The sequence below is a fragment of the Psychrobacter sp. AOP3-A1-26 genome, assembly GCF_052378235.1.
Lineage (GTDB): Bacteria > Pseudomonadota > Gammaproteobacteria > Pseudomonadales > Moraxellaceae > Psychrobacter.
In genome coordinates, this window is sequence record NZ_JBQSXN010000003.1 from 1 (window position 1) to 16,769 (window position 16,769).

General features: G+C 44.8%; 15 protein-coding genes. 13 read left to right on the top strand and 2 right to left on the bottom strand.

The features are described 5' to 3' along the window. The 4 genes from galE to ACT3TU_RS01060 all read left to right on the top strand — a co-directional run. Positions 1–764, top strand: a 764-nt coding sequence (galE, locus tag ACT3TU_RS01045; RefSeq protein ID WP_444783947.1) for a UDP-glucose 4-epimerase GalE, incomplete at its 5' end; no start/stop codon positions are given. A 54-nt stretch (positions 765–818) separates the two neighbouring features. Beyond that, the gene (locus tag ACT3TU_RS01050; RefSeq protein ID WP_192522733.1) at positions 819–1,700 is read left to right on the top strand and encodes a UTP--glucose-1-phosphate uridylyltransferase; all 882 of its coding nucleotides are present in this window, start codon (positions 819–821) and stop codon (positions 1,698–1,700) included. A 3-nt stretch (positions 1,701–1,703) separates the two neighbouring features. Continuing rightward, a complete protein-coding gene (gene pgi, locus ACT3TU_RS01055; protein WP_192522732.1) occupies positions 1,704–3,374 on the top strand; it encodes a glucose-6-phosphate isomerase in 1,671 nt (556 codons plus the stop codon). Positions 3,375–3,574: 200 nt separating this feature from the next. After that, positions 3,575–4,942, top strand: a complete 1,368-nt coding sequence (locus tag ACT3TU_RS01060; protein ID WP_192522731.1) for a UDP-glucose/GDP-mannose dehydrogenase family protein — start codon at positions 3,575–3,577, stop codon at positions 4,940–4,942. Positions 4,943–5,247: 305 nt separating this feature from the next. Here the strand turns inward: ACT3TU_RS01060 and ACT3TU_RS01065 are convergent, their stop codons facing one another. Beyond that, positions 5,248–6,753 carry a phosphomannomutase CpsG gene (locus ACT3TU_RS01065; RefSeq protein WP_192522730.1) on the bottom strand — a complete coding sequence of 502 codons (1,506 nt, stop codon included), beginning with the start codon at positions 6,751–6,753 and terminating at the stop codon, positions 5,248–5,250. Between the two features lie 143 nt (positions 6,754–6,896). Here ACT3TU_RS01065 and mazG point away from each other — a divergent pair, with 143 nt between their 5' ends. The 8 genes from mazG (at position 6,897) to yjgA (ending at position 14,631) form a co-directional block, all read left to right on the top strand. Further along, a complete protein-coding gene (gene mazG / locus ACT3TU_RS01070; protein ID WP_192522729.1) occupies positions 6,897–7,763 on the top strand; it encodes a nucleoside triphosphate pyrophosphohydrolase in 867 nt (288 codons plus the stop codon). Beyond that, positions 7,747–8,151 carry a ComEA family DNA-binding protein gene (locus tag ACT3TU_RS01075; RefSeq protein WP_192522728.1) on the top strand — a complete coding sequence of 135 codons (405 nt, stop codon included), beginning with the start codon at positions 7,747–7,749 and terminating at the stop codon, positions 8,149–8,151. The genes mazG and ACT3TU_RS01075 overlap by 17 nt, the downstream gene beginning before the upstream one ends. A gap of 166 nt (positions 8,152–8,317) precedes the next feature. Continuing rightward, entirely contained in the window at positions 8,318–10,594 is a 2,277-nt protein-coding gene (pcnB, locus tag ACT3TU_RS01080; protein WP_192522727.1) for a polynucleotide adenylyltransferase PcnB, read from the top strand. Then, positions 10,587–11,117 carry a 2-amino-4-hydroxy-6-hydroxymethyldihydropteridine diphosphokinase gene (gene folK, locus ACT3TU_RS01085; protein WP_192522726.1) on the top strand — a complete coding sequence of 177 codons (531 nt, stop codon included), beginning with the start codon at positions 10,587–10,589 and terminating at the stop codon, positions 11,115–11,117. The genes pcnB and folK overlap by 8 nt, the downstream gene beginning before the upstream one ends. Positions 11,118–11,189: 72 nt before the next feature. Next, a complete protein-coding gene (gene panB, locus ACT3TU_RS01090; RefSeq protein WP_192522725.1) occupies positions 11,190–11,990 on the top strand; it encodes a 3-methyl-2-oxobutanoate hydroxymethyltransferase in 801 nt (266 codons plus the stop codon). 81 nt (positions 11,991–12,071) lie between these two features. After that, positions 12,072–12,959 (top strand): pantoate--beta-alanine ligase, encoded by an 888-nt coding sequence (gene panC, locus ACT3TU_RS01095; protein WP_192522745.1) that lies wholly within the window; start codon positions 12,072–12,074, stop codon positions 12,957–12,959. Positions 12,960–13,073: 114 nt separating this feature from the next. Continuing rightward, positions 13,074–14,021 (top strand): RNase adapter RapZ, encoded by a 948-nt coding sequence (rapZ, locus tag ACT3TU_RS01100; RefSeq protein WP_192522744.1) that lies wholly within the window; start codon positions 13,074–13,076, stop codon positions 14,019–14,021. A gap of 94 nt (positions 14,022–14,115) precedes the next feature. After that, positions 14,116–14,631, top strand: coding sequence for a ribosome biogenesis factor YjgA (gene yjgA, locus ACT3TU_RS01105; RefSeq protein WP_192522724.1), 516 nt, complete (start codon positions 14,116–14,118; stop codon positions 14,629–14,631). A 253-nt stretch (positions 14,632–14,884) separates the two neighbouring features. Here the strand turns inward: yjgA and ACT3TU_RS01110 are convergent, their stop codons facing one another. After that, entirely contained in the window at positions 14,885–15,505 is a 621-nt protein-coding gene (locus ACT3TU_RS01110) for a thiol:disulfide interchange protein DsbA/DsbL (protein ID WP_192522723.1), read from the bottom strand. Between the two features lie 382 nt (positions 15,506–15,887). Here ACT3TU_RS01110 and ubiG point away from each other — a divergent pair, with 382 nt between their 5' ends. Next, the gene (gene ubiG, locus ACT3TU_RS01115; RefSeq protein ID WP_192522722.1) at positions 15,888–16,724 is read left to right on the top strand and encodes a bifunctional 2-polyprenyl-6-hydroxyphenol methylase/3-demethylubiquinol 3-O-methyltransferase UbiG; all 837 of its coding nucleotides are present in this window, start codon (positions 15,888–15,890) and stop codon (positions 16,722–16,724) included. The last annotated feature ends 45 nt before the right edge of the window (positions 16,725–16,769 follow it).

The following is a 16,769-nucleotide window of genomic DNA, read 5'->3' on the forward strand; positions in this document are numbered from 1 at the left end:
GTGGTACGATTAGCTTATTGGAAGTCATGGCAGAATATGACGTTAAAAATCTGGTGTTCTCATCGTCAGCAACGGTTTACGGTGATCCTGAAGTCTTACCTATTGATGAAAGTTCACCGCGTTCTTGTACCAATCCTTATGGACAAAGCAAACTAACGGTCGAGCATATCTTAGAAGATCTTGCTGTATCAGATGAAAGCTGGAACCTCATTCCTTTGAGGTATTTTAATCCAGTAGGGGCACATCCATCAGGGCAGATTGGCGAAGACCCGAATGACATTCCGAATAATTTAATGCCTTATATCTCTCAAGTAGCCGTCGGTAAACTGTCCAAGCTCAGTATCTTTGGTAATGACTATCCGACTATTGACGGTACTGGTGTCCGTGATTTTATTCATGTCACTGATCTGGCACAAGGTCATGTTGCCGCGCTTGATTACTTGCTGAGTTACTTAGAGCAGCAAACCAGCATAGAAGAACACAGCTCAAATAAGAAAAGCTCAATAGGATTTCTACCGATTAATTTAGGTACGGGTACCGGTACTTCTGTTTTAGAGCTAGTAACGGCGTTTTCTAAAGTGTCGGAACAAGATATTCCTTATCAGTTTGTTAGCCGCCGCGCTGGTGATATCGCGAGTTGTTATGCCAGTGCTGATAAAGCGCGAGATTTATTAAATTGGCAAGCAAAACTCTCTATCTCTGATATGTGCCAAGATACTTGGCGTTGGCAAAAGATGAACCCTAACGGCTATAATCTAGCTTAGCTTTTATAAAAAACAACTATTACTTCATCCTTCTTTTAATACAGTCTAAAAATTATGAAAAAAATTACCCACGCCGTCATTCCCGTCGCAGGCTTTGGCACGCGTATGTTGCCATTGTCTAAATCCGTACCAAAAGAGCTATTGCCGCTTGGTAATCGACCGGCTATTCATTATGTCGTCGAAGAGGCGATTGCTGCCGGTATCAAGCATATTGTCTTGGTCGGTCATGCGCAAAAAAGTGCCATTGAGAACTACTTCGACATCAATGCAGAGCTGGATAACCAGTTGCGTCATAAAGGCAAAGATGCGCTAGCCGATAGTTTAAACTGGTTGCCTGAGGATGTAACAGTATCAATGATACGTCAAGGTCAGCCATTAGGTTTGGGCCATGCAGTACTCGCTGCGCGCCCGATTATTGGTGAGCATGATTTTGCCGTATTATTGCCTGACGTGGTGCTTGATCCTTTTACTGGCGATATGACTGCTGATAACTTAGCCTTTATGCTCAATGCCTTCGCTGATGATGCTCATTCACAAATACTGGTTGAGCAAGTCGCTGATGAGGACGTGCATAAATACGGCATCGCCCAATTGAATGAAGCGTTTAGTGATACCAGTGATGTTGATGAAGCTGATCTGAATGCTAGCTTTAAAGTCGCCGGTTTTGTAGAGAAGCCAAATTTAGCAGACGCGCCATCACGTTTAGCGGTAGTAGGGCGTTATGTGTTTAGTAATAATATTTTTGATTATTTGGCCAATACTACAGCCTCTGTTGGTGGTGAAATTCAACTGACTGACGCTATTGATGCGCTAATTAGCCAGCACGGGGTCGATGTGACGACCATGCGCGGCGATAGCTATGATGCTGGGGATATGCGCTCTTATATGCAGGCCTTTATTTATTTCGCTCAGCAGCAATTAGCAAACAAAGAGTAGTTGATGAACGGTATAGAAGATAATAAAGCGTATAGCAGCGCTCGCAGCTCTAAACACTGGCAGCAGTTACAGATACTTGCTGAGCAGCCATGGTCACTTGCCAATTTATTTGCACACGATGATGATCGTGCTAAGCATTTTAGTACGCAAGCTGGTGCGCTATATATGGACTATAGCAAGCAGTGTATTGATGAGAGAGTGTTATCTAGCCTGCTAAGTCTGGCTGATAGCTGTGATTTAACAGCGCGAATCAAGAGTTTGATGCAAGGAGCGATGGTTAATGCCAGTGAGGAGCGCGCCGCTTTGCATACAGCGCTGCGCTTGCCAGAGACGGCAGAGTTGAAAACTAGCGACCAAAATGTGGTTAAGGATGTGCATCACAGTTTGGCGCAGGTTGCCAGATTATCTGATCGGGTGCGTAATGGCACCTGGCGCGGGTTTTCGGGACAAGCGATTACCGATGTGGTCAATATCGGTGTTGGTGGCTCAGATCTTGGTCCGCTAATGGCGACGACCGCGCTCGATGAATGGGCAGATACAGATATTGAGGTGCATTTTGTTTCTAACATGGATGGCACCCAGCTCGATAACTTGCTCAAGCATTTAAACCCTGAGACTACCTTATTTATTATCTCATCCAAATCCTTTGGTACCGTTGATACGCTATCGAATGCTAAAACGGCATTGTCATGGTTGCTTGCCACTGCCAAGCTGCGCGCTGGCACCGAAGGCAGTGTATTACGTCGCCACTTTATCGGGATATCTGCCAATAGCAAAAAAATGAGCGCTTGGGGTATTCATCCCGAGCATCAATTACAGCTTTGGGAGTGGGTTGGCGGGCGTTTTTCTTTGTGGTCAGCGATTGGGTTGGCTATTGCGATTCGCATTGGTATGGCTGGGTTTAAACAATTATTGGCCGGTGCTCATCGTATGGATGAGCATTTTGCCCAGGCAGATTTTGCAGAAAACTTACCCGTATTGTTAGGCTTGCTTGCGGTATGGAACAGTACCTTTTTAAAAGTGAATGCGCATACCGTATTACCTTATGATGGGCGTTTAAGTTATTTGCCGAGCTACTTAACCCAGCTTGAAATGGAGAGTAACGGCAAATCGGTCACGCAGCATGGCGGGCATATTGATTATGATACTTGTCCGATTTTGTGGGGTGAAATTGGCTCCAATGCTCAACATGCCTTTTATCAGCTACTACATCAAGGCACGCAGCAGGTTTCTTGCGACTTTATCGCTTGTGTACGCCGTTATAGTGGCGAGGTACAAAATGCGTCATTGCAGCAGCAGCATGAGCTATCGTTAGCTAATTGTCTGGCACAAAGTCGAGTATTGGCTTTAGGTAATAACGCAATCGCTGAAATTGATGGGCAAGTTGCTTGCGACGCTGATAAATATAAATACTACCGAGGCAATCAGCCATCTACAACCTTGTTGATCGACGAGCTGACCCCGCACAGCTTGGGCGAACTGATTGCGCTCTATGAACATAAAGTTTATGTCATGGCCAGTATTTGGGATATCAACCCGTTTGATCAATGGGGCGTTGAGATGGGTAAGCAGATGGCAGAGTCAGTTCATGGTGCCATGCAGCACGACAGTAACGAACATTTTGATGCCTCTACCAATCAGCTATTACAGCATATTCAACAGCTGTCTTTTTAGCTCTCTACTAGAGCGTGTCCTCAATTCAAGCGATTGTATCTAAATGGGCTAAAAATGGCTAAATTTTGGCAAACATCGTCAAATAGCTGATTAATATCCCGATATTATTTGCGCTATTTTCCTCGTTTGACTGCAATTTATCTCATTTTTATAACCATTTTTAAAATAAAGCCACGCCCTAAATAATAAAAGGTAAGCTCATGAGCGCTGATACGTTACATAACCAAAACTATGAACCTCAATCACAAGATGTCAAAAACAATGAGGTTTGTGTCCTTATAGGTCATAGCATTGAGGCGATTACCAGTGCCGTGGTGCTGGCAAGTCTCGGTCATTATGTTCATCTGTATGCAGACGAAGAGGTGCTGTCACAGCAACTACAGCAATATGGTTTTGAGCATCATTTGCAGGCGTTATGGCAGATGTATGGGCAGCAACAACAGATTATCAGTCACGCACTGCCTGAAAGTGCTGATGCGCTTATACAGCGCTATGAGGCGATGAGTCCTATTGATGAAAAAAAGACAGTGTCGCTGTATTGGCTGTTTTTAGACAGTATCAAGCCAGTATGGGTAGAAGATAACTGGATTACCGCTTTTAACCACAGCCACCAGCAGAACTTACCGCTGATTATGAGTGGTATCGAACAATTAGGTGCGGTTTCAGCCTTATCGAAGCGTTTGCAGCGGGCTTGGGTATATTATGTGCCGTTTGTGTTCTTACAAGACGGTGATGCCTATAGCTCGATGTTGAATCCATCGTTATGGTTATTAGGTGAAAAAACCTCAGACAGTAGCCAGCATTTAGAGCTGTTAAAGCCTTTAATGCAGCATGCCCGCGCGGCTCATCATGCAGATATTGCGACGATAGAGTTTGCCCGCAGCAGCATTATGGCAATGCTGGCAACGCGTGTTAGCTTTATGAATGAGATGTCACGTTTGGCGGACAGCCAACAAGTGGATATCCAGCAAGTAAGTCATATTATGGGACTTGATCAGCGGGTTGGTAGCAGCTACTTGCAAGCTGGTTGGGGCTTTGGTGGTAATACCTTGCCGACTGAGCTTATTGAGCTACAACAGGCAAGCCAAAAACATAGCTTAGATATGCCGTTGTTGCAGTCAGTCATGCATATCAACGAAGACCAAAAAGAGCTGATATTTCGTAAGTTTTGGCAGTATTTTGATGGTTTTATCGATAATAAGGCGGTGATGATTTGGGGCGGTAGTTATAAAGCGGGCTCAGGGCGTACGGCAGATTCGGCCATTCATCCATTATTAGCCTTGCTATGGTCTTATAATATTCGCACTTTGGTCTATAGCGATAAAGCGCAGTCTGAGCTTGCCGCACTTTATGGACAGCAACCATTACTACACTTGATTACTAGTCCTTACCAACAGCTTAATGAAGCGCAAGCAATTTTTATCATCAGTTGGTCGGCAGACGATCAGCTGGATGTGGCACAATTAAATCAGCAAGCGATACCTATATTCGACGCACAAAACGCCTTAACACGCTCGCAAATTGATAGTCTGCTGGGAGACTACATGGGCATTGGTCGCGCAAAATAAGGCTTTTTATCAAGTACAAAACTAGCGCTGCAGACAACAGGCACTAGGGCGTGTCCTCATTTTGAAAATGGTGATAAGAATGAGATAAATTGTCGCCAAACAAGGAAAATAGTGCTGATAATATCAGGATATTGGCTAGCTATTTGACACAGTTTGGCAAGATTTAGCCGTTTTTAGCCCATTTAGTTGCTTTCGTTCAGATTGAGGACATGCCCTAAACTAAATCTATAAAAAAGCGCCCGTTAATCTAAAAGTTAACCGGCGCTTTTTTTATAAACTATCTGTTTTTTAACAATCATAAGTGCTTATGCAGGTACAGCACCTTGGGCAGCCAGCCATTGCTGAATATCTTGGGTTTTGTCTGCTAATAACTGCTCATCGCCGCGACTTTCAATATTTAATCTAATCAGCGGTTCGGTATTCGAGGCGCGTAAGTTAAAGCGCCACTCCCCAAAGTTTAAGCTTAAGCCATCAAGCGTTGATTTGGTTGGATGTAGAGCGCTGAACCTCTCTTCAATCGCGCTAATGATGGTTGGTGCATCATGGCTAGTCAGGCGAAAATTGAGCTCACCTGAGCTTGGATAGGCTTTGATATAACCGCTGACCAGTTCGGATAGCGTTTTACCCGTGACGGATAGTAACTCGATGGTCAGTAGCCACGGAATCATACCGCTGTCGCAATAAAAGAAATCGCGAAAATAATGATGCGCCGACATCTCGCCACCATAAACAGCACCAGAATCGCGCATCACTTGTTTAATAAAAGAGTGACCAGATTTGCTAATGACCGCCTTGCCGTTATGTTCTTTGATAACAGCTTCGGTGTTATAGATTACCCGCGGATCATAAACAATCGACTCGCCTTGCTCTTGATCGTGCTCCTGATCTTGCTCCTTATTCAAAAACGCTTGCGCCAGCATACCAACGACATAACTACCATCGATAAATTCACCGTGTTCGTCGAATAAAAAACAACGGTCAAAATCACCATCAAAGGCGATGCCAATATCGGCTTTGTTTTCTAAAACTGCTTGCTGGGTGGCGGTTCTATTGGCCAAAATCATTGGGTTAGGAATACCATTTGGGAAGCTGCCATCAGGGCTATGATGGAGTTTAATCACCTCAATTGGCGCGCCAGCTTGCACGAGTTTATCGATTAATAAGTCAACCACGGGCCCCGCACTGCCATTGCCTGAATTGATAACCAGCTTAAGAGGTTTTAACTTATCAGTATCAATGAAAGTCATCACATGGTCGATATAGGCACTCTTATCAGTCAATAGCTGCAACTTCCCAGATGGCTTATCAGTGGTAAACTGCCCTGATTCTGCCAGCGCTTGAATCTCTGCCAAACCATCATCGGCGCTAATTGGTTTTGAGTATTCTTTCACCAGTTTTAAGCCGTTATAATTGATAGGGTTATGGCTGGCGGTCACTTCAATACCGCCCAACGCTTGATAATGGCTAGTGGCGAAATAGACCTCTTCGGTTCCAGCCATCCCCAAGTCGATCACATCGATCCCCGCATCTAGCATACCTTTGATGCTGGCTTGTTTTAATTGTTCGCTTGAATGACGGATATCGCTACCGATAACGACAGCTGGATTTAAGTTTTTTAGTTCAGTGGTGGCATCAACTGCCATATAATGCTGACATAAAATCTGGGCAAAGGCACGACCGATACGGTAAGCGATGTCTTCATCTAAATTGACGCCAAGCTCACCGCGGATATCATAGGCCTTAAATGAATGGATAGTAATAGGATTAAATTCAGTGGCTGGTTGATAGCCAGTAGTCGCAGAAGTGGACATGATGATAAGGTTCCTTACGCATAAGCAATGAGAAAAATATTTAGTAATAACACGATTATAAGCCAATCGCGTTCAATGCTACACTATAGTCAATCTACTATAACTATTAAATGCAGCAATATTCAAGAATAAGAGCATCCTTTATGACTACTTTAGACAATGCAATAATAGCGCCTCAGCCTGTACAAGGAACACCTGTAGCGAGCGGTGAGTTAGACGATTTACTGTCATTAATGGCGCGGCTGCGTAGTGATTGCCCTTGGGATAAAAAACAAAGCAATCATAGCCTGATTCCTTACGCCATTGAAGAAGCCTATGAACTAGGGGAAGCGGTACAAAGCGATGATGACGAAGATATCAAAGGCGAGCTTGGCGATGTGCTATTGCAAGTGGTCTTCCATTGTCAGATGTACGCTGAACAAGGGCGTTTCGATATCAGTGACGTCATTACTACCTTACAAGAAAAACTGATTCGTCGTCATCCGCATGTGTTTGAGGCAGAAACCCTAAAAGATGATGCCGCTGTTAAATTACGTTGGGATGAAATCAAGGTGGAAGAGCGGCAAGCTCGCGAAGCGCGTGGCAAGCCACCGCGTCGTTTGGACAATATCAAAGCAGGTAGCGCACTGATGCAAGCGCAAGAGTTACAAAAGCAGGCGTCAAAACTGGGTTTTGATTGGGAAGGCGTAGCAGGAGCTTTCGAGAAGTTAGAAGAAGAGATCGATGAATTGAAGGTGGAGCTGACCGACAAATCCAAAGCGGAGGTTAAAGCTAATATTAGCGATATTGAGAAGGAGTTAGGCGATTGTATGTTTGCCTTAGTTAATGTCGCACGTAAGCTTAATCTGGATGCGGAAACCGCCACCCTGACTTGTGTGCATAAGTTTAAATCGCGTTTTGGCTATATTGAAGAACAGCTAGCCGCTGCTGGCAAGTATTTAGAGGATAGCGATATAACAGAAATGGACGCATTATGGGAAGCGGCGAAACAGCATGAACGCTCATCATAAAGCCGCTTTTGCCAGCTTAACCACGTTAACCAGCTTAATAAAGAAGGCTACTCTTGGCCTAGCTTGTTGTCTAGCATTGGCTATTAGGACCTTCAATTATGCTAACGCGGCGCCTTGTTTTGATAGTCCGCAAAGGGCGTATGAGTATCTATTGGCGCAAGAAACGGCGCAGAATCAAGCGCATACGCAAGCAAGTATTAATATCAATCGGGCGACGGAAGCGCAACTGGTCTCGCTACATGGTATTGGCAGCAGCAAGGCGCAGGCGATTATCCTATATCGTGAGATGTTTGGTGGTTTTAAAACGGTTGATGAATTGACTAAGGTAAAAGGCATCGGTGCAAAAACCGTTGAGAAAAATCGCCAGCGTTTAAGCGTGCAAGACTAATAAGCGTATTTTGCATTAATTAATCCCAATATTGACAAAATAGCACGTAAGTAACGGTCATTACACACCCAGCAAGCGTAAAATTTGTTAAACTAGCAGATACATCCGCCTGATAAACGCTGTGTCTGTCAGAGGTGGTTAAAGAATACCGGCGAGGAGTAGATGCATGGCCGAGCGTGCCGCCAAGCAGTTAGAACTGAATAAATCTGAATTACCCAATTCCATTACTGAAGTGATTGCCACATTAACCCGAGCTGGGTTTGATGCCTATATCGTCGGTGGTGGCGTGCGCGATACCTTGTTGGGTCTGCGCCCAAAAGACTTTGATGCCGTTACTGATGCCAAGCCGCATGAGATAAAAGACGTCTTTGGTAAGCGCTGCCGTATTATCGGTCGGCGCTTCCAATTGGCGCATGTCTACTCAGGGCGTGAGCTCATTGAAGTTGCTACCTTTCGTGGTCCACCAACCAGCAGTGGCACCACCAATCAAGACGGCATGATCCTACGTGACAATGTTTGGGGTGATATCAAACAAGACTTCTCTCGTCGTGATTTCTCTATCAATGCGCTTTATTATCAGCCATTAAAAGGCGTGGTTCATGATTTTTGCGGTGCGCTTGAAGACATCGATAATAAAATCATTCGCCTATTGGGCCATGCGCCGGTACGTATCGAAGAAGATCCGGTACGATTATTGCGTGCCTTACGTTTCAAAGCCAAATTAGGCTTTGAGTTTGATGAAGAGTTGTCTCAGCAGTTTCATGATGGTAACTGGGCGCTACTCGAGCAAATATCACCGCATCGTCTCTATGATGAGACACAAAAGATGTTCACGGGCGGTTATTTGGTGCCACTATTGCCACTATTGTTTGAGTCGGGCGCGATTGATAGCTTAATTATCTACCCGCCGTCTGAGCCAAGTGCACTGGTCACTCAAGTGGCTATCAATACCGACAAACGTATTGCGGCTGGCAAAAGTATCAACCCTGCGTTCTTTTACGCTGCATTGCTGTGGGAAAATTATCTGCATCAATTGGCAAAAGCCAAAAAACGTAACATGCCATTTGCTGAAGCGCAAATGCATGCTGCTAGTAAAGTTATCGACCGTCAGCGTATCAAGACCGCAATTCCAAAATTTGCCGAGCAGTTTATCCGTGATATTTGGATATTGCAGCCAAAATTGGCCGCCCCGCGTAGTAAGCAAATCGTTCAGCTTTCTGAGCACCCACGTTTCCGTGCAGGTTTTGACTTTTTATTATTGCGTGAGCAATGCGGTGATGCCGAGCATCCGCTATCAGAGTCGACCAATGGCATGGGCGACTGGTGGCAGACCTACCAAACCTTATCTGAGCAAGATCAAGAGCAAGCCATCGATGAGTTTGATGAAAATATTCGTCGCGGTGCCTATAAAAAAGGACAACAAGCGCAACGTGGTCGTGGACGTAATCGCCAAAAGCCAGAGACAAGCACGGCGGATGATTCAACTTCTCATCAAAATACTGCTAAGCAAAATAAAGCCAATGATAATGTTGAGAAGGGTACGAATAGCCAAACTATGGTAAATGATTCGTCAAATATTCCATCACGCCGTCGCCGAGCGGCGAGTCAGTCGGCCCCTGCTCAGCAGTCTGGTAGCAATAAAAATCAGGGTAGTGCCAATAACAATAGTGCTAATAAGGATAATGAGTCGCAGCAAGCAACACAAGACAGCCATGAGCTTGCACAGTTACAGCAATTATCGCTTGCCAATAACAGTCACCAAGCGGCAAATAAGCGCCATCACTCTAAGCCTGCGCCATTGTTTGTCATCGAACACGAAAAAGTCGTGCCGCCCTTCCAAAAGCAATTGACAGATGATGAAAGCCCTAAGCACAGTAAAGAGTCTGTGCAGAAAAAACCAGCCCCTAAGCATACCTCGACTGAAGACATACAGCCAAAATCTGACAAGAAAACTGAGCAATCAAGTCGTGTGCAGTCGTCTAAAGCTAAGCCGTCTAGTGCTAAACAAACTGAGGCTAAACCTTCATCTTCGACAGCAACTTCTACTCGTTCTATAGCAAGATCACCTGCGTTAGTCAGTATGAATAACGAGCCGGTTCCGTATAAGCGTCGCCGTCGTCAGCCTACTGTAGCTAGCACGAATAATGCAGATAGCGTAGAGGCACAAGTAGAGATACAAGAAGCTAAGCGCGCATCTAAACCTGCTGCTAAGTATGCAAAAAAAGCCCCCAAATCTAGTGCACAGTCTACTGATAAAACGGATACTAAAGCTAATAAATCAGCTAAAGTAACAGACGCTAAGCCGAATAAAACTAGTCAAGCGGCTAAAAAACAGCCTGCTGCACGCAAAGTAAATGACACTACAAGTAAGCATATAAGCGACAATAAAGGCCCTGTACCATCGAAGCGTCGCCGCCGTCAGCCCAGTACCGATAATGTTTAATATCGATAACAATGCGGACAACGTTAATTGGATAACCTGCTATGTGGGTTTGGGTAGCAATCTAGCGAATGAGCTTGGTTCACCTGTTGAGCATTTGCAGCAAGCAATTGCAACTATGCGCGAACACGAGGACATACGTGAGGTTACTGTGTCTTCATTTTATGCCTCGGCGCCTATGGGACCACAAGATCAGCCAGACTTTGTCAATGCAGTCGCTGGTTTTGAGACGACATTGCCGCCTTCGGAGTTGCTCGCCTTTTGCCAGCAGTTAGAAAAACAGGCTATGCGGGCACGTTTACGACATTGGGGTGAGCGTAGCCTCGATGTCGATATTTTATTATACGGTGAAGTGCAGATTACTGAGCCGCAACTAACCATTCCGCATGCAGGATTGGCTAAGCGTAATTTTGTCTTGGTACCGCTGCGCGAGCTTGCTCCAACAGTAGTGATTGCCGATAAACCAATAGAGGAATATCCACAAAGCGCAGACTGGTCAGGCTTAACCTTATTATCGAATGATTGATGAAGTTTTTAACCAGCAGTAGAATGATGGGTGAAGACAGATAAAAAGTATTGCAGATTCATTGAGGGACATATGACGACATTATCTACTTTAAAACAATTCAAAAAAGACGGTACCAAATTTACTTGCTTGACGTGCTACGACGCGATGTTCGCACGCATGATGGAAAAAGCGCAAATTGATACTATTTTGATTGGAGATAGTTTGGGTATGGTGGTACAAGGCCATGACTCAACATTGCCAGTGACCGTTGATGATATGGCTTATCATACTGCCAATATCGCCCGTAGTAATAAGCAGGCGCTCATTCTAGCGGACTTGCCATTTATGAGCTATGTGACGCTGCCAGAAGCGGTGACGAATAGCCGCAAGTTGATGCAGGCTGGTGCCCATGTGATCAAGATTGAAGGCGGTAGCGAGCTTGGTGATTTGGTCACAACGTTAGCGCAATCGGGCACGCCAACTTGTGTGCATTTAGGCTTGACCCCGCAATCGGTCAATGTGTTTGGCGGTTATAAAATCCAAGGTCGCGGCGATGCTGCTGCTGACAAGCTACTTACTGATGCCAAAGCCGTCGTCGCTGCTGGTGCGGCGCTGTTAGTACTAGAGTGCGTACCTGCTGAACTTGCTAAAGCGATAACCGAGGCTGTTGCAGTGCCAGTCATCGGTATTGGTGCTGGCGCAGATACCGACGGTCAGGTTTTGGTGATGCATGACATGCTAGGTATGGCTCACGGCCGTGTCCCACGTTTTGTACATGACTTTTTGACCGATGAGCGTAACCAGGCACATAGTGTCGAAGGCGCCTTTGCACTCTATCAGCAGTCAGTACGCGAAGGTAGCTTCCCAAGCGAACAACATCAATTTAGCTAGTTAATCAGTTTCTTTCATTGCATGTAGCTCACCCCGTTCCGTCGATATATTTTACGATTATCAGTAGAAGAAATGTCAATAATGCCAATTATTCATCACCATATCTCAGCACTGCGCGACGTATTAAAGCCTTATCGTGGTCAACAACGTATCGCGTTAGTGCCAACGATGGGCAACCTGCATGATGGTCATCTTGAACTGGTCAAAATTGCCAAACAGCATGCGGATGTGGTGGTAGTGAGCATCTTTGTCAATCCTACTCAGTTTGGCGAGGGAGAGGATTTTGACAGTTATCCTCGTACGCTGGATGAGGATGTGGCTAAACTAGCGACGGTTGGCGCAGACCATGTGTTTGTGCCCAGTATTGATGAGATGTACCCCGTACTACCGCCGCCGACATTGGTTCTTGCTGGTGCGATTACTACTCAGTTATGTGGTCAATCGCGACCTGGTCACTTTGATGGTGTTGGTATTGTCGTCTCTAAGCTATTTAATATTGTACAACCAGATGTGGCAATATTTGGCCAAAAAGATTATCAGCAATTAGCGATTATCAAGCAATTGGTACGTGACTTAAGTTATCCCATTGAAATTATTGGCGCGCCCATCGTTCGTGCTGCTGATGGGTTAGCGCTGTCATCGCGCAATCAGTATTTGACAGTAGCTGAACGACAAGTCGCGCCAGTATTGCATCAAGTCTTACAAGATTTAGCCCAGCAGTTAGCGCAGAAACTAAAAGAAGAAAACCTTACTGAGTTAGTATTTCAGTCACTAGTAACGCACGCTCGTCAGCGTATTGTTGATGTTGGATTTGAGATGGATTATTTAGAGGTTAAGACCACTGACCTGCAGCCTATTAGTTTTGACGGCCCTCGTTTAGCAGATAAAACACAAGCGTTAATCGTTTTAATAGCGGCAAAACTGGGCAAAGCGCGATTATTAGATAATCAATTGGTCATTGTTAAATAGCATAATCAGTTTCGAATAAATAGCGTACTATAGATATAAAGACCGTTTAAGATTTTAGTCGTTTAGGGTATGGCAAGCCTATCAATCAATCGGGTAATGGATCAAGGTAATAGTATGGTAGTAGATAGTGACACTGTAAATCCTCAGACGCCATCACCGAGCGATGACAAGCTGAGCGTGCTCATTGTCTCCGGACGTTCAGGCTCGGGTAAGACTTCTGTACTCAATACTTTAGAGGACTTAGGTTACTACTCCATTGATAATTTGCCCTTATCGCTAGTCCCGGAAGCGGCGCATAAGTTGATCCACGAGAGTAGTATCAAACGCGTGGCGTTGGGCGTTGATATTCGCTCACCGCGCGCCGACCTCTCCAACTTTGCTGCGATTCAAAAAGAGTTGCATCAGGTCTATGGCGAATTAAAGGTGCAGGTCATTTATGTCACTGCGCAAGAGGAAATCTTAGTCGCGCGCTTCAACGCTACGCGTCGTGTCCATCCGTTAATGGCGCAAGATGCTGATGGTATTGAAAACACCAAATATAATTTACCAGCGGCGATAAAGAGAGAAATTGAATTATTAGAGCCGATAGCCCGTTGCGCTGACGTTACTATCGATACTAGCAAGCTCAATATTCATCAGCTAAAAGAACGCCTACGCGATCAAGTCGGGGCAGATAATAAGATTGTGATTAACCTGTTATCTTTTGGCTTCAAGTATGGCAGCCCTATTGACGCCGATTTTGTCTTTGACGTTAGAATTTTACCCAATCCGCATTGGAATGCCGCTTTGCGCAGCGCCACAGGATTAGATAGCGAAGTCGAGGCATTTTTTGCAGATTATCCTGAAGTGAGCGAGATGAGTGATGATATCGCCAAGTTTTTGACGCGGTGGTTGCCAGACTTTTTGCATAATAATCGCCATACCGTAACCGTTGCTATCGGCTGTACAGGTGGTAAGCATCGTTCGGTTTTTATCACTGAAAAGTTACAACGTCATCTCACTGAACATTTGCCAGAAGCCTTGACGGTTGTGGCTAAACACCGCGAAAAAGGCCGTTGGTAATCGTTAAGTCATTATTACCTTGACGTCATTATTATTATCATCGTTATCGCCCAAATAGTGTCTATTTTATTACCCTTATTCTCAGAGAGCTTTTATGATTGATTGGTCAGAACAGGATATGCGCGTTTCGCGCACAGAGCTCAAAAAAGCCCATGAGCGCTTACAGCAGTTGTCGATACCGCTTGCCAGCTTATCGAAAAAACAGCTAAAGTCTTTGCCAGCCAGCGATTACTTTATGGCAGAACTGATGGCACTGGCTGATATCACCAGCGCCAATGCCCGTAATCGACAGACCAAGCGCGTCGGTAAACTCATCAGCGAAGAGAATCGCCACGAGTTGGTAAAAGCATTGTTCGATGCATTTTTTCCCAAAGAGCAAGTCTCTAAAATAGAAAGCTGGTATGAGCGTTTAAATATCAATGACGAAGGCACGCTGAAACAGTTCGTCAAGCAATACAAAGCCTCTGAACACAATAGTATGTATCAATTATTGCTCTGGATTGAGTATGCTAAGCATATGAACGATGATGAGCTGATGGCAGAATCAAAAGAAGATTTGGCAAGCTATATTCGTGAAGTGGCTATTTTGTCGCAGTTAAAAAAACAGTGAGAAAAAATACACAGTTAAGTGAGCTTGGTTCAGTCGATGGACATTTGGTTCAGTTGATAGATATATAGATAGTTAAAATACTTTAAAAACGCTACGGTACCTGTAGTACGTGATTTATCGATTTTACGTTTCACTGACTATAGATAGGTATAAAGTGCTAAAAGTAGAATACTAAGCTGCAAAAAAGCCAATCATTTATGGATTGGCTTTTTTATGTGTCCAGCTTATGTATTTTATTTTTTTGAGTTTGGTATTATTTTTTCTCAGTACGGACCTTATCCACCAAGTAATCAACAACTTTAGGCACAGTGGCGCTTTCGCCAGTCACCACGTATTTGCCCTGTACCACTACTGCGGGCACACCAGAGAGCTGATAGCGTTTAGCACCCGCTTGTGAGCGGCCAATTTTTGTGCCGACGGCGAATGAGTTATAAAGGCTATTAAATTTCTTTTCATTAACCCCTTTTGACGCATACCATTTACTTAATGATGATTGGTCAAAGATTTTTTTGCCGTCTTTGTGAATCGCTTCAAATAATGCGTCATGGGTCTTGTTTTCAAATCCTAGCAACTGCGCGGCATAAAAACCACGGGCACTGGCTTCCCAAACAGGGTTTAGCGCTGCTGGGGTTTTGAAAAATGCCACATCTTTGCTTTTACTTTTTGCCCATTTTTCCATATGCGGATTGAGGGTGTAGCAATGCGGGCAGCCATACCAGAAAAACTCACGAACAATGATAGCATCACCGCTGATCTTTTCTGGATTGTCCAGCACGCGGTAATCTTTTCCAGCGACATAATCGGCAGCTTGTGCGCCCATAGAGGCAAACCCAATAGCCATGGCCAGACCAGTCAGTGTGATGACACGTTTCATACTTTATCCTTGAGGTATCGAATTTCAGAGGTGTTCTTATGAGTTTTAGAATGACTAAACGACCATACGCCGCTTACATCGACCTATCATACAATAACGACTATAATAACGTAAAGCACGCGTAGTTGTGAACCCGATTCTTAAAGAATCATGGTAAAGCGGTGAGTTATTAGTAAAGGGAGCTTACGTATCCTTTCGCTTGTCATATTTGGGCTTATGATTGTGAAAGTTTAAGAGGTTAACAACGATCGGCTATTGGCAAACCAGTTCACAATCGGTGACGATGTACTCACGACAAAGCCGCTGCTATCATGCTAACATTAAAAGCATAATCGTACCCTGTATACGACAAAAACTATAATGACAATAAAGGAAAAATGCGATGAGCTCAACTTTATCTTCTCCACCTTCTGAGAATGAACAACTCAGCAGTAATCTCGATAATACTAAGTCTGCCAATATCAATGTGGATCCCAGCGAAGTTGAAAAGTTCAATAAACTGGCGAGTGAATGGTGGAGTACGACGGGCGCATTTGCGACTTTGCACGAAATCAATCCGCTACGTTTAAATTGGACAGAAGAAAACGTCAAGCGTGGCTATCAGAGCGATAGTGGTAATGATGCGCACAAAACAGCTGAGACAGGACTGGCTGGCAAGAAGGTGATCGATGTCGGTTGCGGTGGCGGTATATTATCGGAGTCTATGGCACGCCGCGGTGCTGATGTGACTGGTGTAGACTTGGGCACCGAAAACCTAAAAGCGGCTGCACTGCACGCCGAACAAAGCGGTCTAAATGAGACCTTACGCTATCAACATATTCCAGTAGAAGAACTGGCAAAAACGCACGCAGGGCAGTTTGATGTGGTGACCTGTATGGAGATGCTGGAGCATGTTCCTGATCCCAGCTCAATCGTTCGGGCTTGTTTTGAGCTATTAGCGCCGGGCGGCGTTTGTGTGCTTTCTACGATTAATCGTAACCCTAAATCCTACTTATTTGCTATCGTTGGTGCCGAGTATGTATTGCGCTTGCTCGATCGCGGCACCCATGACTATGCCAAATTTATCACCCCAGCTGAGCTGGATAAAATGGCTGGTAATGCAGGCTTCACGCGTCAAGACATCATTGGCCTGCATTACAACCCCATCACCAAGCGCTACTGGCTAGCACAGAACGTCGATGTTAATTATATGACTGCGGTTAAAAAACCGATGCGCTAATATCATCAAACATCAATAACAAACCCTAAAATCGCACGTTAAAAT

Bases quoted from the DNA above. Each gene is read 5' to 3' on its own strand.
- ACT3TU_RS01050 (WP_192522733.1), top strand. From the start codon at position 819: ATGAAAAAAATTACCCACGCCGTCATTCCCGTCGCAGGCTTTGGCACG.
- pgi (WP_192522732.1), top strand. From the start codon at position 1,704: ATGAACGGTATAGAAGATAATAAAGCGTATAGCAGCGCTCGCAGCTCT.
- ACT3TU_RS01060 (WP_192522731.1), top strand. From the start codon at position 3,575: ATGAGCGCTGATACGTTACATAACCAAAACTATGAACCTCAATCACAA.
- ACT3TU_RS01065 (WP_192522730.1), bottom strand. From the start codon at position 6,753: ATGTCCACTTCTGCGACTACTGGCTATCAACCAGCCACTGAATTTAAT.
- mazG (WP_192522729.1), top strand. From the start codon at position 6,897: ATGACTACTTTAGACAATGCAATAATAGCGCCTCAGCCTGTACAAGGA.
- ACT3TU_RS01075 (WP_192522728.1), top strand. From the start codon at position 7,747: ATGAACGCTCATCATAAAGCCGCTTTTGCCAGCTTAACCACGTTAACC.
- pcnB (WP_192522727.1), top strand. From the start codon at position 8,318: ATGGCCGAGCGTGCCGCCAAGCAGTTAGAACTGAATAAATCTGAATTA.
- folK (WP_192522726.1), top strand. From the start codon at position 10,587: ATGTTTAATATCGATAACAATGCGGACAACGTTAATTGGATAACCTGC.
- panB (WP_192522725.1), top strand. From the start codon at position 11,190: ATGACGACATTATCTACTTTAAAACAATTCAAAAAAGACGGTACCAAA.
- panC (WP_192522745.1), top strand. From the start codon at position 12,072: ATGCCAATTATTCATCACCATATCTCAGCACTGCGCGACGTATTAAAG.
- rapZ (WP_192522744.1), top strand. From the start codon at position 13,074: ATGGTAGTAGATAGTGACACTGTAAATCCTCAGACGCCATCACCGAGC.
- yjgA (WP_192522724.1), top strand. From the start codon at position 14,116: ATGATTGATTGGTCAGAACAGGATATGCGCGTTTCGCGCACAGAGCTC.
- ACT3TU_RS01110 (WP_192522723.1), bottom strand. From the start codon at position 15,505: ATGAAACGTGTCATCACACTGACTGGTCTGGCCATGGCTATTGGGTTT.
- ubiG (WP_192522722.1), top strand. From the start codon at position 15,888: ATGAGCTCAACTTTATCTTCTCCACCTTCTGAGAATGAACAACTCAGC.